Source organism: Achromobacter sp. 1014246743 (genome assembly GCF_059760725.1).
Window position 1 is genome coordinate 50,910 of sequence record NZ_JCBANA010000025.1, and the last position, 21,664, is coordinate 72,573.

Consider the following 21,664-nt stretch of genomic DNA (forward strand, 5'->3'; position numbering starts at 1 on the left):
CATCCTGGGAGTTGACAGCGATCTTGCGGTGGCGGCTAAAGGATGTCGCCGGAGTCTCTATATAGGTCCATATTATGAACCTCTATTTATTCTTTTATTTTCGAGAATTCTATACCTGCCGGCAAAATAGGCAATAATAAATTTCACACGATATATATAGGTCCGCTATATGGACCAAAACACTGTTTAACCTGAAAGGTGCAGGCATGGAATGGAGCATGGCGGCACTGCTGGCCGGCGCGGGTGCGCTGGGCGGCGTCATCAACGCGCTGGCGGGCGGCGCCACGCTGATTACCTTTCCCGCGATGGTGGCGGCGGGCCTGCCACCCGTCATCGCCAATGCCTCCAGCGCGGTGGCCATATCGCCCGGCCACATCCTGGCGGCGCTGGCCGACCGTGAAAACCTGCCCGCCCCCGACCGGCGCTTCTGGCTGCTCTCGGCCGCCACCACCGCGGGCGGCGCGCTGGGCGCATGCATCCTGCTTGCCATTCCCCCCGCCTATTTCATCCTGCCGGTGCCGGCCCTGATCGCGTTTGCCACCCTGCTATTTGCCTTCGCCCCGCAAGTGCAGGCCTGGAGCGCGCGCCGGCGCGGCGAACAGGCGCAGGACGGCCCCGCACGCGGCGTGCTGCCGATCGCGCTGGCCTCCATCTACGGGGGCTTCTTTGGCGCCGGGCTGGGCGTGATCCTGACCGCGGTGATTTCCATCACGGATCCCGGCAACCTGCGCGCCATCAAGTCGCTGAAGAACCTGCTGGCGACGTTTGTCACCGCCGCGGCGATCGTCATCTTTATCGTGCAGGGATCGGTGCATTGGCCGGCCACCCTGTTCATGCTGGCCGGCGCGCTGGCAGGCGGCTACCTGGGCGGCCACTTGATCCGCGTCCTGCCCGCGTCGGCCATCCGGGCGTTCGTCATCGTCACCGGCGCCGTCATGACCGTGATCTATGCAGCGAAGTATTGGTTCTGAACGCCCCGCGCCATCCTTAGCCGCCGCTCGGCGCCGGCAGCCATTCCTCGAGCGTGACCTCGAACGTCATGCAGATCGGGTTGGCGCCAGGCACGAAGGGGCCGCCATGCACCTGGCCCTCCGGGTCCGCCACCACCCCTGACAGCGACGCCGTCAAGGACCCATCCGGCTGCGCGCGCACTTCCCCGGCGAGGCTGACGATCTCTACCGCCGGGCCCGCGATGTGGCGATATCCGCCTTCGCGGGTGTAGAGGCAGGCATCCACCAGGCTACCCAACGCCCCGCGCACGAACGCGTTGCGAAAGCCCTCGGCCAGGCAGAGTTTTTCCACGCCCTGGATCAGGTCCTCGTTCGGACCGATCCGCGCATAGGCAACGCGGCCCATGCTGCCGCTTTCGATTTCAGGCGAGTTCATGTTGGCCGCCTCCTTGGGGCTGCAACAGCCGTAGATTGGTTTCCGCGTCGTAGGTGGCACGCAGCTCGAATCCCTCCAGCGAGGTCACGAGCACCGGCACGGGACGATCCCCGACGATGCTCGTCTGGGGAATGATGTGCCCTCCCAGCGGCGCATGGCCATCGCGGCAAAAGGCGGCATGGCAGTGGACCAGGGGCGCGCCGGCATCGGTCTTGCCCAGCGTGGCATTGCCAAAAATCAGGTAGGCCGGGCCGGCGGGAATGGGCGCGGTGTAGGCCACCACCATCCGATGTTGGGGATCGGGCGGCGCCGTGCAGTAGTCGATGTGCCGGAAGGCGCCACCCAATATGGTCATCGAGGCGTTGGCGACACCGGCGGTGGCCAGTGCATCGACCATGGCGTCAAACAGGCTGGCGCCGGGGCGCAACGACAGGCGGATATGGCGGCCGTGTCCGGCCGAGCGGCTATGAATGCGTACCGGGTTGAACGCCCCCGGGTGTATCAGCGTTCTGGGACGGGGCAGTGCTTGTATTCCCCGCAACGAACGATCCACGGTGGTGTATCGCATGGTCTGGACTCCGTGCGCTTGTGGCGCAATAAGTGGAACCTGGGCAATGACAAACTCAGTGCATGGCGGGCAGCATGCCTGCGGCCGTGAACCCTCCATCCACGCAGATAATCTGCCCGGTAACATAGCTGGACTTGGACTCATCAAGCAACCACCCGATGGTGCCGTTGAGTTCTTCAGGCGCGGCATACCGGTGCTGGGGCACTACCTGCTGCCAGGCCTGGCGGGCTTCGGCGGTGTGCATCTGCCCGACCAGCGGCGTTTCGATCGGGCCGGGCGCCACGGCGTTGACCCGAATGCCATAGGCCGCCAGCTCGACCGCCATCACGCGGGTCAAGGTCACCACGGCCCCCTTGGATGCGCCGTAGGCGGCGCGCCCCGCATTGCCGCGTATGCCGGACACCGACGCGATATTGACGATGGACCCGCGCCGCCGTTCCCGCATCCGCCGCGCGGCCTCTCGCGCCACCACGAAAGAACCGATCAGATTCACTTCCAGGATGCGCCGCAGCAAGGCGGTGTCGGTGTCCAGGAACGGAAGATCGCGCCCGATGCCGGCGGAATTGACCAGGCCCGATATCGGCCCGAAATCCAGTTCCAGCCGCGCCAGCGCGTCCACCACCTGCGCCTCGTCCGATACATCCATCAGCACGCGGCCCAGCTGATCGGCCGGCGCCAGGTCACGCATATCGTCCAGCCGCTCCTGGGACACATCCGCCACCAGCACGCATCGCCCGGCGTCCAGCAGGCCGCGCGCGACCGCCAGCCCGATGCCGGACGCGCCGCCCGTCACCAGGATTGCCTCTTGCATCATCTCCATGATCCAGCCTCCTCGTTCATTGATGTCGTTGTTGTGCAGCCGTTGTGCTGCGCATTGCGCGGCAGCCTGCGCTGCCGGTCAGCCTGACTAGCGCGCGGCTTCGGTGGCCTCGGCCAGGCAGCCGCGTTCATAGAGGGCATCGCGCACCAGCTTCTTGGTGATCTTGCCGTAGCCCGAACGCGGCAAGGCATCCCAGAAGAAGATCTGGCGCGGCAGCTTGTACCGCGCCATGCGAGGCGCCATCCATTCCATCAATTCTTCCGCGCTCAGCGCATGGCCCGCGCGCAGCACGCACACCATCACACCGACTTCTCCCCAGGTCGGATCCGGCACGCCCAGCACCGCGGTTTCGGCGACCGCAGGATGCGCCAGCACCTTTTCCTCGACCTCCCGCGGGTAGATGTTCGAGCCGCCCGAGATGTACATATCCGACTGCCGGCCGGTGATGTAGAGAAACCCTTCCTCATCCATGCAGCCCAGGTCCCCGGTGCGGAACCAGCCATTGCGAAACGCCTTCGCATTGGCTTGCGGGTTGGCGTAATACCCCGCGAACACCGCCGGGCCGCACACGCAGATCTCACCCGTTTCGCCGGCCGCCAATGGCCGGCCCATATCGTCCTGGATGCTGATCTGCATGCCGGTGCGCTCGTAGCCGCAGGTGCCGACGCGCGCCCCCGGGCCATCCGTCGCGTCGTGCAAAGCAGGCGGCAGCACGGTGATGTTGCCGGTGACCTCGCCCAGGCCGAAGTACTGCACCAGCACCGGACCCAGCTTTTCCAGCGCGCGCTTCTGGTCCACGCGATACATCGGTGCGCCGGCGTAGACCACGTACCGCAGGCTGCGGTGGTCCCAGGTGTCCACGGAAGGATGTTCGACCAGCATCTTCACGATGGTGGGCACGGTGAACATATTGGTCACGCCGTGCCGCTCGACCAGCTGCCAGATCTCGTCGGCATCGAAACGCGTGCCGGCGGGCAGCACGGTGCAGGCGGCCCGCGCCACCTGGGTCAGGAAATGGATGCCGGCGCCGTGCGACAGGGGCGCCACCACCAGGCTCACGTCGCGCTCGGTGGTGCCAGGCATCAGGTCGCACAGGTGGTTCGTAATGACGAAGGCCATCTGCCCATGCGTCAGCACCGCCGCCTTGGGGTGTCCGGTGGTACCGGAAGTGAAGAAGAACCAGCAGGGGTCATCGTGCTCCACGTCGGCGCAAACCGGCGTCGCGCCCAGGCGCGCCTTGATCAGGTCGGCCACGTCCCGCGCGGGGAAATCGCCCGGCCCCAGCCGCGCCAATAGCGACAACTGCGGCATGGCGTCCGCCACCGCCGCGGCATGCCCGGGATAGTCGCCATGGCACAGGAAGGCCTTGGCGCCCGACGTCCGTGCCAGGTACACGGCTTCGTCCGGCGAAATCCGGAAATTGGTCGGCACCCACACCGCGCCCAGCCGCAGGGTGGCAAACAGCGTTTCGACGAACTCGAAGCAATTGCGAGAGTGCACCAGCACGCGGTCACCCTTGCCTATGCCATGGTCTGCAAGCGCCTGCGCCAAGGCCGTCGTCCGCTCATCGAGTTCGCGCCAGCTGCAGCGGCTGTCGCCGCTGATCAGGGCCGGCTGCAAGGGATGGCGGCGCGCCGCCTGCACCAGGAAGTGGGCCAGGTTCATTACCCGCCGCGAGACCGGCGCAACACCTCCCGGCGGCGCGGTGGGCGGCTGGCCAAGCCCGGGGGAAAGGACGGGATGCGGGGCATTCATTTGGCGCGCTCCAGGATGCTGACGTAGTTGGCCACGGCCGCGCCTCCCATGTTGAACACACCGGCCAGCGCAGCGCCGGGAATCTGCATGCCTTGCGCCGCCCCCGTCAGCTGCAGGCACGCCATCACATGCATGGACACGCCGGTCGCACCCACGGGATGCCCCTTGGCCTTCAGCCCACCCGAGGGGTTCACGGGCAGCCGGCCGCCCTTTTCGACCCAGCCCTCCTTGAGCGCCTTGTAGCCTTGCCCGCGCGGGGTCAGGCCCATCGCCTCGTATTCGATCAGCTCGGCGACCGTGAAGCAATCATGCGTTTCGACCAGGCTCAGGTCGTCCAGGTCCAGCCCGGCATCGGCCAGCGCCTGGCGCCAGGCCCGGGCGGCGCCCTCGAAGGCGATCGGGTCGCGGCGGCTCAAGGGCAGGATGTCGTTCACCTGGCGCCGGGCCCGGAACGCCACGGCACGCCTCAGATCGGGCATCAGGTCCGCGTCGGCCAAGACCAGGGCGGCGGCGCCATCCGAGACCAGCGAGCAGTCCGTACGCCGCAGCGGGGCGGCGACATAGGGGTTTTTGTCGCTGACGGCATTGCAGAATTCAAAGCCCAGGTCCTTGCGGATCTGGGCATAGGGATTGTCCACGCCATTCTTGTGATTCTTGGCCGCGATCCGTGCCAGCGTTTCGCTTTGATCGCCGTAGCGTTCGAAATACGCCGACGCGATGCGGCCGAACACACCCGCGAAGCCGCCTGCGATATCCGCCTCTTCCTTGCGGTAGCTGGCGTTCAGCAGAATGTCGCCGATCTCGGCGTTGGGACGCGCGGTCATTTTTTCCGCGCCGACCACCAACGCGATCCGGCCGCGTCCGGACTCGATGAAATCCATGGCGGCATAAATGGCGGCCGAGCCCGTTGCGCATGCGTTCTCCAGGCGCATGGCCGGCACGTGCGCCAATTCCGGATGCGCCAGCGCCACCAGCGCCCCTTGAAAATCCTGCTTCTGAAACCCGCTGTTCATGACGCCGACGTAGATGCCGTCCACGGCGTCGGCCGCCACGCCCGCATGATCCAGGGCTGCGCCGGACACCCTTGCCATCAGGCTTTCCGTGTCCGGATCATCGAGTTTGCCGAAGGGGATGTGCGACCATCCCGCAATCACGGCACGCTTGCTCATTGCTGTCTCCTCAGGGTGCAGCCCCTTGCCCGCGTCTGGCGGACTCAGGACTTGGGCTTGGGGGACGGTGGACGCGGTCGCGCCCCCTTCCCCCCGGAACTGGCCTGCGCGAGCAGGCGTTTGGCCTCGCGCGACAACAGCTTGGCCAACTGGAACTGCCTTTCTTCATCCATGCGCGCTTCCACCGCCGCAATGCTCAAGGCGCCAAGCACGTGGCCTTGCTCGTCGCGCAGCGGCACGCCGATGCCCCACGAACCCGGCACCACCAGGCCACGGTTCACGGAATAGCCCTGTTCGCGCACTTCATCGACCAGGGTGCGGATCAGCGGCACCGAGTAATGCGGATAACGGCGCGCAATGAGCGCGGCGTTGGCTTGCAGCGAGGATTCCACCTCGTCGTCCGGCAATGCGGCCAGGATGGCAAGACTGCCCGCACCGATGCCCAGCGGGTGCCGATCGCCCGGCAGCAGCACGTGGGTCTTCAAGGGGTAGTCGCCGTCTTCGCGCAGCACGCACACCGCGAACACATCGCGGCGCAGGGAAAAGAAGGCGGAATCACCGCATTCGTGCGCGATGCGTGCCACCACCGGCGCGGCCAGCCGGTTGATACCGAATCGCTCGCTGGCGACATGGCCCAGCACATGGCATTCCGGCCCCAGGAAATAGCGCCGGCTGGCGGGATCCTGCTCGACCATGCCTTCGGCCGCCAGGGCTGCCAGGATGCGATGCACGGTCGGTTTGCTCATGCCGGTGTCGCGCGTCAGCGCCAGCAGCCCCGCGCCGTCGCCCCGCGTGCGCGACACGCCGCGCAGCACCTGCATGGCACGCGAAATGGCCTGCGCGCCGCCGACCGGCGCAGAGCTTTCCAGCACGTCGTCTCCCTGGAGCCCGGTGTCGGACTCGCCACCCGCTGCATTCGATGGTCCACTTGATGGACCAATATTCTTAGTCTGATTTTTCATCTTGAGCCTATTTTATTGATTTACGCTAGAGAATCAATATGATTAAATAATTCCAAGGGTAGTACATAGGTCCATATATTGGACCTCATGCAAAGATAAAGCAAGAAGCCGGCATCGGCGCTTTATCCGGCCGCCCTCGATGGCGGCCGGATCTCATAACCAAGGAGACAGCATGAACACGACTCGACGCAAACTCATGAGCGCCGCAGGAGGCGGCGCACTCTTGGCGCTGGCGCCCTTTCACAAGGTATTGGCCGCGCCGGAATTCCGCTACAAATACGCAAACAACCTCCCCCCGACCCACCCGATGAACCTGCGCGCCAACGAGGCCGCGCAGAACATCGCGCGCGACACGGGCGGCCGCTTCGAACTGGCGGTCTTCCCCAGCAGCCAGCTGGGGTCCGATACCGATACGCTCAGCCAGCTGCGGGCCGGCGCGGTCGAGTTCTTCACGCTGTCCGGCCTGATCCTGTCCACGCTGGTGCCCACCGCCTCCATCAGCGGCGTGGGCTTTGCCTTTCCCGACTACACCAGTGTCTGGAAGGCCATGGACGGCGACCTGGGCGCGCACATCCGCAAGGAAATCAACGGCAAGGGCCTGTTCGTCATGGACCACATCTGGGACAATGGCTTCAGGCAGATTACGACCAGCAACCGTGCCATCAAGGGCCCGGACGACTTCCGCGACCTGAAAATCCGCGTGCCCGTCAGCCCGCTCTGGACATCGATGTTCAAGGCCCTGGGTTCCTCGCCCGCCAGCATCAACTTCAACGAAACCTATTCCGCGCTGCAGACCCGCGTGGTGGACGCCCAGGAAAACCCCCTGGCCATCATCCAGACCGCCAAGATCTACGAAGTGCAGAAGTACTGCTCGATGACCAACCACATGTGGGATGGCTTCTGGTTCCTGGGCAACCGCCGCGCCTGGGAAAAGCTGCCCGCCGACATCCGTGAAGTCGTCGCCAGGCACATCAACGCGGCCGGCATGGCCGAGCGCGCCGACGTCCTGGCGCTGAACAACCAGCTGCAGACCAAACTGGCGGAACAAGGCCTGGCGTTCAATACGCCGGAACCCGAGCCCATCCGCGCAGCACTGCGCAAGGCCGGCTTCTATAGCGGCTGGAAAGAAAAGTACGGCGAAAAGGCCTGGGGCCTGCTGGAGCAATCCGTCGGGAGCCTGTCATGAGAGTGGCAATGACCCACGCCGGGGACGTGCTGGCCGACGCCGGGGCGCCCGCGGCGGTCAGCCGGCCTTGGGCCGCCGCCCTGGACCGTGCGCTGGGGCACCTGGTCGAAATCCCGGCGGCCATCCTGGTGGTCGCCGAGATCGTCATTCTGTTCTCGGGCATCGTGGCGCGCTATGTGCTGCACACGCCGCTGGTCTGGTCCGACGAACTGGCCTCCATCCTGTTCCTGTGGCTGGCCATGCTGGGCGCGGTGGTCGCGTTCCGCCGCGGCGAGCACATGCGCATGGCTGCGCTGGTCAACAAGGCATCGCCCTCCACCCGGGCAGTGCTGGACATGGTCTCCATCGCCGCCGCGCTGGCATTCCTGCTGATGCTGCAAGGCCCCGGCTTTGAATACGCCTCGGAAGAGCGCTACGTCACGACCGCCGCCATGGAAATCCCCAACGCCTGGCGAGCGGCGGCACTGCCCGTGGGCTGCGCGCTGATGCTGCTGATTGCATTGCTGCGCCTCGTTGAAAAAGCGCAGTGGCGCACCACCGGGCTGGCAATAGTGCTGGTGGGCGGCGTGGTGGCCGCCATGGCCGCGCTGCAGCCGGTGCTGGTCGGCCTGGGCAATTTGAACCTGCTGATCTTCTTCGTCGGCGTGGTCGCCGCCACCGTGTTCGCCGGCGTGCCGATTGCCTTTGCCTTCGGGCTGGCCACCTTCGGATACCTGTCGCTGACCACCGACCTGCCCATGATGGTCGTGGTGGGCCGCATGGATGAAGGCATGTCCCACCTGATCCTGTTGGCCGTGCCGCTGTTCGTCTTCCTGGGCGTGCTGATCGAAATGACAGGCATGGCGCAACGCATGGTGGCCTTTCTGGCAAGTTTGCTGGGCCACGTGCGCGGCGGCCTGTCCTACGTGCTGATCGGCGCCATGTATGTGGTGTCCGGCATATCCGGCGCCAAGGCAGCCGACATGGCGGCGGTGGCACCCGTGCTGTTTCCGGAAATGCGCAAGCGCGGCGCCAACGAAGGCGATCTGGTCGCACTGCTTTCTGCCACGGGCGCACAGACCGAAACCGTGCCGCCCAGCCTGGTGCTGATCACCATAGGTTCGGTCACGGGCGTGTCGATCACGGCGCTGTTCACCGGCGGCCTGTTGCCGGGCCTGGTGCTGGGCGTGATGCTCTGTCTCGTCGTCTGGTGGCGCAATCGCCGCGAAGACCTCAGCAACGTCCGCAAAGCCACCGGCCGCCAGATCGGCCACGCACTGCTGGTGGCCCTGCCCGCGCTGGCGCTGCCCTTCGTGATCCGCGCCGCCGTGGTCGAAGGGATCGCCACCGCGACCGAGGTCTCCACCATCGGCATCGTCTACGCCACGCTGGTGGGGCTGCTGATCTACCGCTGCTTCGACCCCAGGCGCCTGCTGCCGATGCTGGTCGACACGGCCTGCCTGTCCGGCGCCATCCTGCTCATCATCGGCACCGCCACCAGCATGGCCTGGGCGTTGACCCAATCGGGGTTCTCGACGCAACTGGCCGGCGTCATGGGAGGACTGCCCGGCGGCGCGACCACCTTCATGGCCGTGTCCATCGTCGCCTTCGTCGTGCTGGGCAGCGTGCTGGAGGGCATTCCGGCCATCGTGCTGTTCGGCCCGCTGCTGTTTCCGATCGCGCACCAGATGGGCATCCACGAAGTGCACTACGCGATGGTCGTCATCCTGTCCATGGGCATCGGCCTTTTCGCGCCCCCCTTCGGCGTCGGCTACTACGCGGCATGCGCAATTGGCCGGGTCGCCCCCGAATCCGGCATCCGGCCTATCGCGGGCTATCTTTGTTCGATTGCGGTCGGAATCGTGATCGTGGCCGCGGTGCCGTGGATTTCCACGGGGTTCTTGAAGTGATGAGGCCGGCGGCGGGTGGCGGCTCGACGAGACCGCCACGCCACGAACCGCTGCCGCTGCCCACGAGGCTGATGGCCAGGCCGACCTGACCAGGCTCGCTCATCGGTCGCCGGTGAGATCTCCGCGATAAACGATATGGATCTTGTTGCCGTCGGGATCACGCAGGTACGCGCCGTAGTAGCCGTCGCCATAATGCGGCCGAAGCGCCGGCGCGCCCTCGTCCGCGCCGCCGGCGGCCAGACCGGCGGCGTGGGAGCTTCTGACGGCATCCTCGTCTGGCGCCAGAAACGCCACCATGCTGCCGTTTCCTGCGCTAGGCGGCAGCCGATTGAACGGCGAATAGGCATAAAAGCGCGGCAATGCCGCGCCAGGAACGATCCAGCAGCGCGCGCCTGGCCCGCCATCCGGCGTGACGGGCCGCTGGCGCAGGCCGAGCGGCTCAAGAATCGCATCGTAGAAGTCCGACGCGCGGCTCAGGTCGCTGACGCCGACCGTGACATGGCTGAACATGATTTTGCATCCTCAATCTGACGTTGAATTCCCGACACGCCGTCCGTCGACATGCGTTCGGGGGAAGTTACCCCATTGTGCGCCACGCATTCGGCGCCATCGCGCGATTCCGGATGCTCGTGTCCGCAAAGTCACGCCCGCCAACACCTTTTTTCGTGGATTCCAGGCTGGCAAACTGCCCTCCCTGATCACTGCCCAAGGAGCCTGCCCATGACATCCGTACACGCCGCCGCCTTCGCCGCCGGCGACAAGCCTACCGTCTTCATCGTCAACGTCATTCATGCCCATCCGGGCAAGCAGGAAGACGCCTTTGCCGCCATCCAGGATGTGGTGCATTACGTGGCTCGAACCAAGGCCGGATTTCTGTGGAGCAACCTGGCCAAGAGCACCGACGGCAAGACCGTGGTCAACATCGAAGCCATTGCCGGCGAAAACCAGGTGGACGAGTTCTTTTCCGATCCGGTGTTTCTGGAAAAATTCCGCAAGCTCGATGAGGTATCCACCAGCGAGTTCCACACTTACCGGGTCGACGACCTGGTGCTGCCGGCGATGACGTAGCCCCGCCCTGCCGCCCGCATCGAAGGCACGGTCACCAGGCCGTAAAGGTGCGCCTCGCCCTCAACCACGCAGGCCCGGCCTTGGGGTCAACCCGGGCCGTCGCTCGCGGCCGCCAGCAGCGGCACCAGAATGTCGCTGATCGGCGTAGGAACGCCATGAACCCGGCCGCGCCGCGCGATGACGCCATTGCGAATATCCCATTCGAGTGGCCGGCCGGCTTCTCGATCCGTGAGGATCGACGTGCCCATGTCGGCGGGAGCCGCCTGGAATTTTTCGAGAATCGCTTGCGGCACGTCGTCGCCGAGAACGGCCCCGTCTGCACGTGCCACGGCCAGGCACTCCTGCAGATAATCCAGCGTAAGCCGGGCGATGTCAGCGCGGCCGAACATGCCGCAGCGACGCGACGTCAACACCATGAGTCCCGCTGCCGCGTTCTGCATCAGCTTGCGCCAAGCCAGCGCACTGAAGTCCGGGGCCAAGTCGACGGCGCACCAGCTGCCTCGCAACGCTTCGGCCACGATGCGGGAAGCCGACGTGTCTGGCAAGCTGAGCCGCGCATCGCCGCGCAGGCGTACCGAGCCATCGGTTTGTGCTTGCGCAGGGAACCACACGACAGCGGGAACGATCTGCCCCTGCGGCAAGTGCGGGCCGACCCTGTCCACCTGTTCAATCCCGTTCTGCAGGACGCACACCACGGTTTCGGGACCGACCAGCGCCGCAAGCCATGGCGCTGCCGCCTCGATTTGTGTGGACTTGACCGCCAGAAAGACGATGTCCGCGACGCGATCGACCTGTGCGGGATGCGTCCGAACAGGGCCGGGGACGGTCATAGCGCGCTCACCGTCCAGCAGGGTCAGGTGATCGCGTGGGGTACGCCCACACAGTAACGGCGAACGGCCCGCCTGGTGCAGCGCCGCCGCGATGGTGGTGCCGATTGCCCCCGGCCCCACGACCGCGACAACCGTGTTGATTTCCATGTTCATGAGCGCGTCATCCTGGTAACAGCATCTGCTTGCGCGAGGCTTGTGCCCGCCGCCCAGTGAATGTAATCTATTTCACATGGACAAAGAAACAGGTAATGGCGTTTCAGAAAGCGAGAAACGATTGCAGCAATGGATGGGCAGCATTCAAGCCCGCAGTGGCGACCTCGCCGCAAGCGAGGCGAAAGTCGTCGACCTCCTGCTCGCCGATCCTCTATTCGTGGGAGCAAGCACGACCGCGGAAGTGGCTGCCCGGGCTGGCGTGTCGCCGCCGACCGTGGTCCGCGCCGCGCGTGCGCTCGGGTTCACCGGGTTCACCGAACTCAAGATCGACATCGCGCGGGCTCGCGGCACGGCCCGGTTCTTCGCGCCTCCTGAAGTGCTTACCGCGGATGCGACGTCGGCCTCTGTGCTGGAAACATCCATTCGCGCAGGCACCGACGCACTGACCGCACTCGGCGGGGCCATCGACCTGTCCGCGCTCGACAAGGCGGTCGAGCGAATCCAGCACGCGCGCCAGGTGTTTTCATTCGGCGCGGGTCCTTCCTCGACGGTGGCCGCCGATGCCGTCTTCCGTCTACGCACGATCGGCGTGATGTCCGTTGGCATCCCGGACCACTTGTCGGCAATGATCGCGGCAAGGCTCCTCGGCACTGGGGACGTGGTAATCGCCATCAGTTCAACCGGCCGCACGGCATCGACCCTCGCGGTCGCCGACGCGGCCGTCTCGGCCGGGGCTTCGCTGATTGCCGTCACCAACCAGTACGACACGCCGCTTGCCGCCCTCGCGGAAGTCGCGCTTGTCGTCGGCGGCATGCCGTTGCCGTCACAGATGGCCGCTGCGGGAAGCCGGCTGGCCCAGCTCGTCGTCATTGACGCGCTTGTCACCGCCCTCGCTCTGCGCGATCAAGCGCGAAGCCGCCGGGCGGAGCGAGCGGGCATCGATCTGCCTGACATTTCCTGATGCCGCCCGGCACCATCGCACTGGTTCTCGCTGCAGCGGTGGCGCATGCGGTGGGGATCGACCCGTCTGCTGCATGCTTTGAGCGTTATTCGAAAGACCCTATGATTGCATGCAGGTAAACAACGAAGGCGCATCGATGGCACGTCCCGATCTCAACCTCCTGCTGGCGCTGGATGCGCTGCTGGACGAGGGCAGCGTCATTGGCGCCGCGCGGCGCATGCATCTGAGCGCGCCGGCGATGAGCCGCACGTTGAGCCGCATCCGCGAGGCGCTGGGCGATCCCGTGTTTGTTCAGGTCGGGCGCAAGCTCGTGCCCACGCCCAAGGCGCTGGCGCTGCGCGAACAGGTGCGGGTGGCGGTCGAGCAGGCCTCGCAGGTGTTCGCCGCGGGCGCCGAGATCGACCTGAAGTCGCTGGATCGGCGTTTCAATGTCCGCGCGACCGATGAATTCGTGAGTATCCACCTGGGCCGTCTCCTGGACGCAATGGCGCGCGAGATGCCGCGCGCGATGCTGCGCTTCTCGCCAGAGGAAGACGATGTGGACGAAGAAGCGCTGCGCAGCGGGCGCATCGACCTGTTCATCAGCGCCTCGCGCAAGCTGGGGCCGGAGATTCGCGCGCAGTCCCTGTTCACCACGACGTTCGTGGGCACCGCACGCGCCAACCACCCGATTTTCGACGACGAAATCACACCCGAACGCCTCACGCGCTGGGAACACATCAGCGTGTCGCGGCGCGGCAAGGCCGGCGGGCCAGTCGATGACGCCCTGGAAGCGCTGGGGCTGCGCCGACACGTCGCGCTGGTCGTACCCAATCCGTATACGGCGCTGTTCGCGCTGCAGGATTCGGATCTGCTGTTGCCCTTGCCCCGGCATCTGGCCAGCAGTGCGCTGGCCGCGGGCCTGGGCATTCGCCTGTTCGACCTGCCGACGCCGCTGGAAACAGTGCTGCTGACGCAGGCCTGGCACCCGCGACTGGATGGCGACCCCGCCCATCAATGGCTGCGGCAGACCATTCATGCGCTGTGCCACGACAGCCAGGCCCAAGCGGCAAAGCTTGCCCAACCCTAGCGGCAGACACGCCCTCAGGCGTGCGTGATACGCAATCAATCGATTGCAATAAATTCACTTTTCGGAATGATTGGGCCTGCCTACAGTGACACGTATTGCTCACTGTAAAAGGGTTGCATCATGCCTCCGGCGGACGGGCCTGAAGCGGATTCAGGCGTTTTCCCACGCCATGCCTGGCTTTGGACAGGGCTGGCGCGCGGACTGCCGTATCTCGACCTGACGACACCGCGTGCCGCCTATGTGATGCGTTCACTCCTGGCTGCCAGCCTGGCCCTCGTAGCGGCCTATTTGCTGAAACTGCACGCGCCCTATGCCGCGGCCTCCAGCGTTCTGCTTGTCATCAATCCCGTCCAGGGCGGCGTGATCGGCAAAGGCGTGTGGCGGGTCGTGGGAACGCTGGCCGGCATGCTGGCCACCTTCGTGCTGATGAGCGCCTTCGGACAGATGCCCTGGTTGTTCCTGCTCGGGTTTGGCACATGGGTGGGGCTATGCGTGGCGGGCATGACTTTGCTGCGTCATTTCCGGGCCTATGGCGCAGCGCTGGCGGGCTACACCGTGGGGCTGGCGGCGTACGGCGCCATGCAGCATCCCGAACGCACCTTCGACCAGGTGATGGGGCGCGGCGCGTCCGTGCTGCTCGGCGTGGTGTGCCTGGCGGTGGTGTCGGCCCTGTTCAGCACCCTCAGTGTGCGCAATCGCCTGTCCCGGCAGCTGGACCGCCTGGCCATTGCCACGGCGGATGTGCTGGCGACCGATCACCAGGCCATTCAGGACAGCGCCGAAGCCGGCCGCAAGCCCCTGGACGCCGGACGGCGCAACCTTATCACCGAGGTGTATGGCATAGACGATCTGTTGGCACTGGGCAAGGCTGAGTCTGCCGATCTGGCCCGGCGCGCCGGCACGGTGCGACACACGATGGTGTCATTGTTTTCTTCCCTGGTGGGCGGCGTGCCGCCCCTGCGCGAACACAGCACCAGCCTCGCCACGCTGCGCGCGCTGCAGCCGGAGTGGGAGCAGGCATGGCGGCAAGCCGGGCAGGCCCTGGCACAGGAACCCGGCCCCGTCGGAAGGGCGCGCGCAGCCAGGCTCCTGACCGGCCTGCGCGCCCGGCTGGCGGCCGCGATCAGCGCGACCTCGCCAGACGATCCGTCCGACCAGGCTGCGCTGATGATCGCGGGCGACCGATTGCTGGAGCAGCTCGACGATTACCTGCAAGCCATCGAGGGCATCGGACATTTCCACCAACCCAGGCCGACGCCGGCGCGCGTGTCGGTGCCGTTTCACCGCGACACGGCAGCGGCCCTCCAGAACGGCTTGCGCGCCCTGCTGAGCGTGGTGATGGGCGGCGCATTCTGGATCGCCACCGGCTGGACGTACGGCAACTTGATGCTGGCCGGAATGGCGGCGGCGTGTGCGCTGCTATCCACCGCCGCCAATCCCGCACTGGGCGCCGCCGAGTTCATCAAGGGCACGGTGGCTGCCGTGGCGATGGCCTTCCTATGCACCTTCATCGTGCTGCCGCATGTCTCAGGCCTGCCGCTGTTGCTGGTGGTCCTGTGCCTGTTCTGGCTGCCGGGCGTCTATGCCACCACGATGCCGCGCCATGCCTTGGCGGGCGTTGCCTATTTGGTGGCCTTCACGACACTGGCGGCAGCGGACAACCCGATGCGCTACGACTTTGCACTGTTCCTCAATGGCTCCGTGGCCTGGATCCTGGCGACGTGCTTCACGCTGTTGGGGTTCAGGATCCTGCTGCCGCGCAACCTGGCGCGCGACGTCACGCGCTTGCGCCGGCGCATCCGCGATGAGGCGCTGGAAACCTTGCGCGGCGAGCCTGCCGATGCCAGGACATGGCAATGGCGCCAGCAACACCGCATCGCGCAACTCGGCGCCTTGCTCAGGGCACAGCCGCAGGCGATGGATCGCGCCATCGCCCAGGCGCTGACCAGCCTGCATCTGGGCCAGGAAGTCCTGCGCTTGCGACGCTGGCTGCGCCAGGCGCCCCAGGACGCCGAATGGCCGCGCGTGGTGGCCGGCACGCTGCGCCATTTGCGCCAGCGGGCCGCTGATCCCGCTCGCGCGGCGCGACATGCCCGCCGCGCCGCGAAATCCTTGGCGCGCTTGCCGGCGCGTTCGAGCACGGCGATGGGCGACTTGCAGCCGTTGACCGCCCTGCTGCAGGACATCGCCGCGCTGCTGGACCGCCATGCGAATGACGTTTCGCCCCCCGTTGAAGGCCATGCCCATGCTCAGTGAGTTCTCGTTGGCCGGCATCTACCTGCCGCCGTTCTTCGTCTATGCCTGCGCGGCCCTGCCGATCTACCTGGGCATACGCTACGCGCTGGCGCGCAGCGGGATGCTGCGCCGGGTGTGGCATCCCGGCTTGTTCGAGTTCGCCATTTCCCTTTGTCTCGTTTCCCTGCTGGTACTGTATGTCTGAACGCTCATTGCCCACCCAACCCCTGCTGCGAGCAGGACTGACTCTCGCGGTGGTCATCGCCGCGGGCTTCCTGGTCAGCGCGCTGTGGCGCGCCTATGTCGTCGCCCCCTGGACGCGCGATGGTCGGGTCAGCGCACAGATCGTGCGCGTTGCCGCTGAAGTGTCCGGCACCATTGCCGACGTGTCGGTAACGGACGATCAATACGTCAAACAGGGCGAGGTGCTCTATCGCATCGACAACGCCACCTTCGCGCTGGCATTGGCTCAAGCCGAGGCGCAGTTGGCGGTAGCCGAAGCGTCCTTGCGCCAGAAGGCCGAGGATGCGCGGCGGCGCCGCGGCATGGAAAGCCTGGTACCTGCCGAGGAAATCCAGCGCGCGAACCAGGCGGTGACCATCGCCCAGGCAGAGCTGCGCAGCGCGCAGGTCGCCGTGGACAGGGCGAAGCTGGACCTGGCGCGCACCGTGCTGCGCGCGCCGACGGACGGCTACGTCACCCGCCTGCGATTGAACAAAGGCGACTATGCCGTGGCGGGCCAGCCGAATATCGCCTTGATCGACGCCAACAGCTTCTGGATCACCGGCTATTTCGAGGAAACCAAACTGCGCGGCATCCAGCCCGGTGCGGCGGCGCGAATCCGCCTCATGGGGTTCGACCAGGTGTTGGCGGGACGGGTGGCAAGCATCGGGCGGGGCATCGCCGATACCAACCAGCAGGCCGATGCGCAGGGTCTGCCGAGCGTGGAGCCCAGTTTCAGTTGGGTGCGACTGGCGCAGCGCATCCCGGTGCGCATCGAGTTCGAGCTTGTCCCGCATGAGGTCGTGCTGGCGGCCGGCATGACCGGCAGCATCGAGGTCACCCCATCGGCAGGCTCCCCCGTTCCCCAGGGCCGGCTGCTCTCGCTGCTGCACGACTGGATGTGAGGGCCAGGCCATGCACGCCCCCAACCCTCACAAGCAAACGCGCCTGCGGCAGGCCCCCCTGCTGACCGCGCTGCTGACAGTTCTGGTCGGCTGCACCACGGTGGGCCCGGACTACCACGCGCCGGCGCTGGACGTGCCCGCGCACTGGATCGAGGCCGATGCCGCGAGGCCCGGCGGCGAGCACGATGGCCTGCGCACCTGGTGGCGCGCCCTCAAGGATCCCTTGCTCGACCGGCTGGTCGAGCAGGCCCTGGCGCACAACCAGGACCTGGACATCGCCTTGGCGCGCCTGCGCCAGGCACGCGCCGAGCGTGTGCAGATCGCCTCGGCCGCCATGCCGGAGATATCGATCGGGGCCGCCGGCGATGCCGTACGTGGCAGCAAGGCGCTCAGCTCGCAGCCCGGCGGACGGGCGCGGACCTGGCATCTGGGGTTCGATGCCAGTTGGGAACTCGACCTGTTCGGCGGCACGCGCCGGGCGATCGAGGCCGCCAACGCCGGCATCCAGGCGCTGGCAGAGGACCATCGTGCGCTGCAAGTGAGCCTGGCTGCCGAACTGGTGTCCGAATACGTCGGGCTGCGCGCCGCGCAATGGCGCCTGGTCATCGCGCAGGACAACATTCACACGCTGCGTGAAGCCGAGCGTCTGGCCGAACGAGCGCACCGCGGCGGCCTGGGCACGCTGGCCGACGTCACGCAAGCCCGCGCCGAGCGCGAAGCGGCCGAGGCACAGCCCCCCCTGCTGGAAGCGGACATCGCCCGTTCAAGCCATGCCATCGGCGTGCTGGCGGGCGGGTTCCCCGGTGACTGGCATGCCGCCTTGGCCACGCCCGCGCCGGCGTTGCCCATCCCTGCCGACTTGCCGCTGTCGCTGCCTTCGGACGTCATTCGCCTGCGCCCCGACCTGCGCGCGGACGAACGACGCCTGGCCGCCGCCACCGCGCAGATCGGCGCGGCCCAGGCCGAACGCTTCCCCAGGTTCCGCATTCCGCTGGGTATCGGCACCACCGCCAGCGTCATACATGACCTGTTTTCGGGCGCGAGCCTGGCGTGGTCGGCGGCGCTGCAAGGTAGCCAGTCCCTCTACGATGCAGGACGCGCGCAGGCGGGCGTGACCGCGGCACAGGCCAACGCCGATGCCGTGCGGCGCGTCTACGAGAGGGATGTGCGAGCCGCGTTGCGCGACGTGGAGGACGCCTTGACAACCTGGACAAGCGAACGCCAGCGGCAAGCCGCATTGCAGGAGGCCGTGGCCGACAGCCGGCAGGCCTTGCAACAGGCGACCCAACGCTACGCGCGCGGGCTGAGCGCCTACCTGCCGGTACTGGTGGCGCAACGCAGCCTGAACCAAGCACGCGATGCCCTCGCGCTCAGTCAACTGGCGCAACTGCGCGGCGCGATCTCCTTGTACAAGGCGCTGGGTGCCGGATAGTCACATCAGGTCATTTCCCACACCCGCCGCAGTTCACCGTTTGCCTGGCGCATGAGCGCCTCGGCGGCAAAGCGGTCGCCATGCGGGGCAGCCAGGCTGCGCAAGCGCAGGCCGGGATGCGCCTGTTCGGCAGGCGGCGCATGAACGGGAGCGTGATCGGAAGCGGCCCAAAGCGGATATTTCGCGCACATTGCCGCCCCCGTCGAACGAGGTAAGTCTACAATAAATAGTTTCCATTCTCATTAATGGGGAATGGTCTCGCGCATTCGTTCTCCTCAGTCCTCCACCGCCTGCCGTCCCTTCATGCCCCTACGCTCCGTTCCGGCACTTGCCACCGTCCTGGCCCTGGCCACCCCTTTCGCCCCGTTCGAGGCCGTTGCCCAGACGTCTGATTCCCCCGTACAACTGCCCGCCGTCCGCGTGACCGGCGAAGGCGATTCCGGCGAAAGCGGCCTGTTCAACCCGGTCGCGCCGCCGGCGGTCAACAAATCGTCCGTTCCCCTGGCAAAGACGCCCCAGTCGATCACCGTGGTGCCCCGGGCGGTCTTGGACGCGCAGCAGGCACAGACGTTGGCCGACGCGCTGGACAACGTGCCCGGTGTGGTCACCAATCAGTTCGGCCGTCGTGGCTGGGACGACCTCATCATCCGCGGCCAGGTGGCCTCGGATTCCCTGTTCCTGGACGGACTGCGCACGGCGGCAAGCAACCGGATCGCCGAAGCGCTTTCCGGCGTGGAACAAGTGGAAGTCCTGAAAGGGCCTGCCTCGCTGCTTTACGGTCAGGTCCTTCCGGGCGGCCTGGTCAACTTGGTCAGCAAGCGCCCGCGCGCCGAGGCCTTCGCCGATGCTGCCGTCACCGTGGGCAGCCACGATTTCCGGCAGGCTACGCTGGACATGGGCACCCCTTTGTCGGACAGCGGCAAGGCGGCGTTTCGCATCAATGCCTTGGCCATGAACTCGCATGACGAAACCGACCACGTCTGGTTCAAGAACCGGTTCGTCGCCCCGGCGTTGTCCCTGGATCTGGGCGCACGCACGGATTTCACCATCCTGACCAGCTACCAGGAACGCCGCTACATCCGTCAGCAGGGATTGCCGATCGTGGGGTCGGTCCAGTCCAACCCCAATGGCGCGATTCCCCGTGACCGCTTTACCGGCGAGCCCGACCAGGCCCCCTATCGAGGCTACCAAAGCCGCGTGGGCTATGCGCTGACGCACCGCTTCGACAATGGCTGGACGGTGAACCAGAATTTGCGCTGGCAAACGTTCACGCTCAATGGCCAGCTGGTCGCCAATGGCCTGCTGCGCGCCGACAATCGGACGCTGCGGCGCACGGCGACAGACCAGCATTGGGACGGCGACACGTTCACCGTGGACACCAATGCGCAACGAGGATTCAACACCGGGTTCGGCCGGCACGACATCACGTTGGGCCTGGACTACCTGCGCACGCGCGAGAACAGCCTGTCGTACAACTGCTCGGTGCGCGATCTCGACGTCTACAAGCCGGTTTACGGCAGCCCCATCAATTGCCCGGCCAACCCGCGCACCGACAGCAGCAGCACCGTGCGCTCGGTCGGCCTGTATGCCCGCGACCAGATCGCGCTCGGCGAGCGATGGAACGCCGTCTTCGGCCTGCGCCATGACACCGCCACGACCGACTCGACCGAACATCGCACGCAGGTCCGGCAGGACAGCACCGACCATGCCATCACGGGCTCTGCCGCACTGATGTACGAAGTCCTGCCGGGCGTGCGCCCCTATGTCAGCTATGCCACGTCGTTCTATCCCAACAGCGGCACCGACGCGAACGGCAGCTCGTTCAAGCCGGAAAGTGGCAATCAATGGGAAGCCGGGGTGAAGATCGATCTTGACGAGGGCGCTTCCAGCATCACGTTGGCGGCGTTCGATCTTGAGCGCCGGAATGTCCTTCAGTCGGACCCGGTGAACGACGGCTACAGCATCGCGGTCGGCAAGCAGCGCACGCGGGGCGCTGAACTGGGATGGGCGTCGGACCTGGGCAATGGCCTGAGCCTCATGGGGGGATACGCTTATCTCTCCGCCATTACCGTTGACGATGGTGGCCAACAGCCGACGACCAACAATACCCGCCTGAACAGCGTGCCGCGACACAGTGTCAACCTGACTGCGCGCTACCGGATGCACGGCCGCCTGGCCGGCTGGGAGCTCACGGGCGGCCTGCGCGCAGAAGGAAACCGCTATACCTACGGCTATGACCTGCCTGGATACGTCGTGGCGGATGCTGGCGTGGCGTACAACGCGGAACGCTGGAGGGTGGCGTTGACCATGAACAACCTCTTCGACAAAGACTATTACGCCGGCGGGGTGCGTAACGCCGTCGCGCTAGGCAACGGACGCACCACCTTGTTGACGGTGGGGCTTCGCCACTGAGATCACGGGGCATTTATCCGAAGCGGCACAGTGGCTCACTTTTGCTTCGGCGCCGACAGGACCCTGTTGAATGGCAAAATTCGCCCCCCGGAGGGCTTCGCGTATTACTTGCCCGCGGGGCCCAGCGCCTCTGCCCAGTTCTTTTTCATGGCAGCGATGCGTTCCACGTAGGCGGATTTCAGGCAGGCGGCATCGGGGCAACGGTCACGCACGGTCGTGCGCCATTGCGTCTGCTCTTTCGCAACAGGATCGCGCCATTCACCGGTTTCACCATCACGGCCAGCGGTTTCGGCCTGAATCTTGTCGTACAGCGCCTTGACCTGGTCGTCCAGCCTGGACAGCGCGGGTTCGTCGCAGATCAGATGTTCGACATGGGTCTTCGCGGCCTTGCAGTCGAAGCCGGCGGCATGGGCGGCTTCGATCTGCAGGAAAGGAGAGCCGGCGAGGACCGCGCAGATGACAGCACGCAGGATCGCACGTTTGCCTTGAGCGCTTTGCCGGCACCGGCCTTCCATGATGCCGGTCGGTACTGCCGCGGGAACGGGGTTGCGCACGTCCTTCACTCCTGAATAGTCTGCGGCCACGGATAGCGTGGACCAAGGGGTCGATTTTCCCGTTTGTCGAAAGGTTGTGCAAATCGCG

The 21,664-nt window shown here is 66.1% G+C and carries 20 protein-coding genes; 11 read left to right on the forward strand and 9 right to left on the reverse strand.

Annotated elements, in window-relative coordinates; genetic code table 11:
- Positions 1-218: 218 nt before the first annotated feature.
- Positions 219-971 carry a sulfite exporter TauE/SafE family protein gene (locus AC6LJ2_RS12705; RefSeq protein ID WP_263909818.1) on the forward strand — a complete coding sequence of 251 codons (753 nt, stop codon included), beginning with the start codon at positions 219-221 and terminating at the stop codon, positions 969-971.
- Positions 972-987: 16 nt separating this feature from the next.
- Here AC6LJ2_RS12705 and AC6LJ2_RS12710 read toward each other — a convergent pair whose 3' ends face one another.
- From AC6LJ2_RS12710 to AC6LJ2_RS12735, 6 genes are all read right to left on the reverse strand, one after another.
- Positions 988-1,386 (reverse strand): PPC domain-containing DNA-binding protein, encoded by a 399-nt coding sequence (locus tag AC6LJ2_RS12710; RefSeq protein WP_263909817.1) that lies wholly within the window; start codon positions 1,384-1,386, stop codon positions 988-990.
- On the reverse strand, positions 1,373-1,858 hold the full coding sequence (locus AC6LJ2_RS12715; RefSeq protein ID WP_498151490.1) for a PCC domain-containing protein: 486 nt from the start codon (positions 1,856-1,858) through the stop codon (positions 1,373-1,375). Before AC6LJ2_RS12715 ends, AC6LJ2_RS12710 begins: the two co-directional genes overlap by 14 nt.
- A gap of 151 nt (positions 1,859-2,009) precedes the next feature.
- Complete coding sequence (locus AC6LJ2_RS12720; RefSeq protein WP_263909815.1) at positions 2,010-2,774, reverse strand: SDR family NAD(P)-dependent oxidoreductase; 765 nt, start codon at positions 2,772-2,774, stop codon at positions 2,010-2,012.
- An 87-nt stretch (positions 2,775-2,861) separates the two neighbouring features.
- Positions 2,862-4,529, reverse strand: a complete 1,668-nt coding sequence (locus AC6LJ2_RS12725; protein WP_498151477.1) for an acyl-CoA synthetase — start codon at positions 4,527-4,529, stop codon at positions 2,862-2,864.
- Positions 4,526-5,698 (reverse strand): acetyl-CoA acetyltransferase, encoded by a 1,173-nt coding sequence (locus AC6LJ2_RS12730; RefSeq protein ID WP_498151478.1) that lies wholly within the window; start codon positions 5,696-5,698, stop codon positions 4,526-4,528. The genes AC6LJ2_RS12725 and AC6LJ2_RS12730 overlap by 4 nt, the downstream gene beginning before the upstream one ends.
- A 44-nt stretch (positions 5,699-5,742) precedes the next feature.
- Positions 5,743-6,570 carry an IclR family transcriptional regulator gene (locus tag AC6LJ2_RS12735; RefSeq protein ID WP_263909812.1) on the reverse strand — a complete coding sequence of 276 codons (828 nt, stop codon included), beginning with the start codon at positions 6,568-6,570 and terminating at the stop codon, positions 5,743-5,745.
- Positions 6,571-6,832: 262 nt separating this feature from the next.
- Between AC6LJ2_RS12735 and AC6LJ2_RS12740 the strand changes: the two genes are divergently transcribed.
- Together AC6LJ2_RS12740 and AC6LJ2_RS12745 are read left to right on the forward strand one after the other, a co-directional pair.
- The gene (locus AC6LJ2_RS12740; protein ID WP_263909810.1) at positions 6,833-7,846 is read left to right on the forward strand and encodes a TRAP transporter substrate-binding protein; all 1,014 of its coding nucleotides are present in this window, start codon (positions 6,833-6,835) and stop codon (positions 7,844-7,846) included.
- Positions 7,847-7,854: 8 nt separating this feature from the next.
- The gene (locus tag AC6LJ2_RS12745) at positions 7,855-9,735 is read left to right on the forward strand and encodes a TRAP transporter large permease (protein ID WP_498151479.1); all 1,881 of its coding nucleotides are present in this window, start codon (positions 7,855-7,857) and stop codon (positions 9,733-9,735) included.
- A gap of 99 nt (positions 9,736-9,834) precedes the next feature.
- Here AC6LJ2_RS12745 and AC6LJ2_RS12750 read toward each other — a convergent pair whose 3' ends face one another.
- Positions 9,835-10,245, reverse strand: coding sequence for a VOC family protein (locus AC6LJ2_RS12750; protein WP_263909806.1), 411 nt, complete (start codon positions 10,243-10,245; stop codon positions 9,835-9,837).
- Positions 10,246-10,455: 210 nt separating this feature from the next.
- Between AC6LJ2_RS12750 and AC6LJ2_RS12755 the strand changes: the two genes are divergently transcribed.
- Positions 10,456-10,803 carry an antibiotic biosynthesis monooxygenase gene (locus AC6LJ2_RS12755; protein ID WP_498151480.1) on the forward strand — a complete coding sequence of 116 codons (348 nt, stop codon included), beginning with the start codon at positions 10,456-10,458 and terminating at the stop codon, positions 10,801-10,803.
- A gap of 86 nt (positions 10,804-10,889) precedes the next feature.
- On the opposite strand, the gene AC6LJ2_RS12760 is transcribed toward AC6LJ2_RS12755, so the two are convergent.
- The gene (locus AC6LJ2_RS12760; RefSeq protein ID WP_498151481.1) at positions 10,890-11,786 is read right to left on the reverse strand and encodes an oxidoreductase; all 897 of its coding nucleotides are present in this window, start codon (positions 11,784-11,786) and stop codon (positions 10,890-10,892) included.
- A gap of 76 nt (positions 11,787-11,862) precedes the next feature.
- On the opposite strand from AC6LJ2_RS12760, the gene AC6LJ2_RS12765 reads away from it, so the two are divergent.
- The 7 genes from AC6LJ2_RS12765 to AC6LJ2_RS12795 all read left to right on the forward strand — a co-directional run bounded on the left by AC6LJ2_RS12765 (position 11,863) and on the right by AC6LJ2_RS12795 (position 21,022).
- Positions 11,863-12,747, forward strand: coding sequence for a MurR/RpiR family transcriptional regulator (locus tag AC6LJ2_RS12765; RefSeq protein ID WP_498151482.1), 885 nt, complete (start codon positions 11,863-11,865; stop codon positions 12,745-12,747).
- Positions 12,748-12,883: 136 nt separating this feature from the next.
- A complete protein-coding gene (locus tag AC6LJ2_RS12770; RefSeq protein ID WP_263909798.1) occupies positions 12,884-13,816 on the forward strand; it encodes a LysR substrate-binding domain-containing protein in 933 nt (310 codons plus the stop codon).
- A gap of 243 nt (positions 13,817-14,059) precedes the next feature.
- The gene (locus AC6LJ2_RS12775) at positions 14,060-16,072 is read left to right on the forward strand and encodes an FUSC family protein (RefSeq protein WP_498151483.1); all 2,013 of its coding nucleotides are present in this window, start codon (positions 14,060-14,062) and stop codon (positions 16,070-16,072) included.
- Positions 16,062-16,256: a DUF1656 domain-containing protein gene (locus tag AC6LJ2_RS12780; protein ID WP_263909793.1), complete on the forward strand. Its 195-nt coding sequence runs from the start codon at positions 16,062-16,064 to the stop codon at positions 16,254-16,256. Before AC6LJ2_RS12775 ends, AC6LJ2_RS12780 begins: the two co-directional genes overlap by 11 nt.
- Positions 16,249-17,178: an efflux RND transporter periplasmic adaptor subunit gene (locus tag AC6LJ2_RS12785; protein ID WP_263909791.1), complete on the forward strand. Its 930-nt coding sequence runs from the start codon at positions 16,249-16,251 to the stop codon at positions 17,176-17,178. The genes AC6LJ2_RS12780 and AC6LJ2_RS12785 overlap by 8 nt, the downstream gene beginning before the upstream one ends.
- Before the next feature lie 10 nt (positions 17,179-17,188).
- Positions 17,189-18,610: an efflux transporter outer membrane subunit gene (locus AC6LJ2_RS12790; RefSeq protein ID WP_498151484.1), complete on the forward strand. Its 1,422-nt coding sequence runs from the start codon at positions 17,189-17,191 to the stop codon at positions 18,608-18,610.
- 303 nt (positions 18,611-18,913) lie between these two features.
- Complete coding sequence (locus AC6LJ2_RS12795) at positions 18,914-21,022, forward strand: TonB-dependent siderophore receptor (RefSeq protein ID WP_498151485.1); 2,109 nt, start codon at positions 18,914-18,916, stop codon at positions 21,020-21,022.
- A 104-nt stretch (positions 21,023-21,126) separates the two neighbouring features.
- On the opposite strand, the gene AC6LJ2_RS12800 is transcribed toward AC6LJ2_RS12795, so the two are convergent.
- Positions 21,127-21,576, reverse strand: coding sequence for a lysozyme inhibitor LprI family protein (locus AC6LJ2_RS12800; RefSeq protein WP_263909787.1), 450 nt, complete (start codon positions 21,574-21,576; stop codon positions 21,127-21,129).
- Positions 21,577-21,664: the final 88 nt, after the last annotated feature.

What these genes read in the sequence shown, in the direction of transcription:
- AC6LJ2_RS12705 (WP_263909818.1), top strand. Translation starts at nt 219, where the DNA reads ATGGCGGCACTGCTGGCCGGCGCGGGTGCGCTGGGCGGCGTCATCAAC.
- AC6LJ2_RS12710 (WP_263909817.1), bottom strand. Translation starts at nt 1,386, where the DNA reads ATGAACTCGCCTGAAATCGAAAGCGGCAGCATGGGCCGCGTTGCCTAT.
- AC6LJ2_RS12720 (WP_263909815.1), bottom strand. Translation starts at nt 2,774, where the DNA reads ATGGAGATGATGCAAGAGGCAATCCTGGTGACGGGCGGCGCGTCCGGC.
- AC6LJ2_RS12725 (WP_498151477.1), bottom strand. Translation starts at nt 4,529, where the DNA reads ATGAATGCCCCGCATCCCGTCCTTTCCCCCGGGCTTGGCCAGCCGCCC.
- AC6LJ2_RS12730 (WP_498151478.1), bottom strand. Translation starts at nt 5,698, where the DNA reads ATGAGCAAGCGTGCCGTGATTGCGGGATGGTCGCACATCCCCTTCGGC.
- AC6LJ2_RS12740 (WP_263909810.1), top strand. Translation starts at nt 6,833, where the DNA reads ATGAACACGACTCGACGCAAACTCATGAGCGCCGCAGGAGGCGGCGCA.
- AC6LJ2_RS12745 (WP_498151479.1), top strand. Translation starts at nt 7,855, where the DNA reads ATGACCCACGCCGGGGACGTGCTGGCCGACGCCGGGGCGCCCGCGGCG.
- AC6LJ2_RS12750 (WP_263909806.1), bottom strand. Translation starts at nt 10,245, where the DNA reads ATGTTCAGCCATGTCACGGTCGGCGTCAGCGACCTGAGCCGCGCGTCG.
- AC6LJ2_RS12755 (WP_498151480.1), top strand. Translation starts at nt 10,456, where the DNA reads ATGACATCCGTACACGCCGCCGCCTTCGCCGCCGGCGACAAGCCTACC.
- AC6LJ2_RS12760 (WP_498151481.1), bottom strand. Translation starts at nt 11,786, where the DNA reads ATGAACATGGAAATCAACACGGTTGTCGCGGTCGTGGGGCCGGGGGCA.
- AC6LJ2_RS12765 (WP_498151482.1), top strand. Translation starts at nt 11,863, where the DNA reads ATGGACAAAGAAACAGGTAATGGCGTTTCAGAAAGCGAGAAACGATTG.
- AC6LJ2_RS12770 (WP_263909798.1), top strand. Translation starts at nt 12,884, where the DNA reads ATGGCACGTCCCGATCTCAACCTCCTGCTGGCGCTGGATGCGCTGCTG.
- AC6LJ2_RS12775 (WP_498151483.1), top strand. Translation starts at nt 14,060, where the DNA reads ATGCGTTCACTCCTGGCTGCCAGCCTGGCCCTCGTAGCGGCCTATTTG.
- AC6LJ2_RS12780 (WP_263909793.1), top strand. Translation starts at nt 16,062, where the DNA reads ATGCTCAGTGAGTTCTCGTTGGCCGGCATCTACCTGCCGCCGTTCTTC.
- AC6LJ2_RS12785 (WP_263909791.1), top strand. Translation starts at nt 16,249, where the DNA reads ATGTCTGAACGCTCATTGCCCACCCAACCCCTGCTGCGAGCAGGACTG.
- AC6LJ2_RS12790 (WP_498151484.1), top strand. Translation starts at nt 17,189, where the DNA reads ATGCACGCCCCCAACCCTCACAAGCAAACGCGCCTGCGGCAGGCCCCC.
- AC6LJ2_RS12795 (WP_498151485.1), top strand. Translation starts at nt 18,914, where the DNA reads ATGCCCCTACGCTCCGTTCCGGCACTTGCCACCGTCCTGGCCCTGGCC.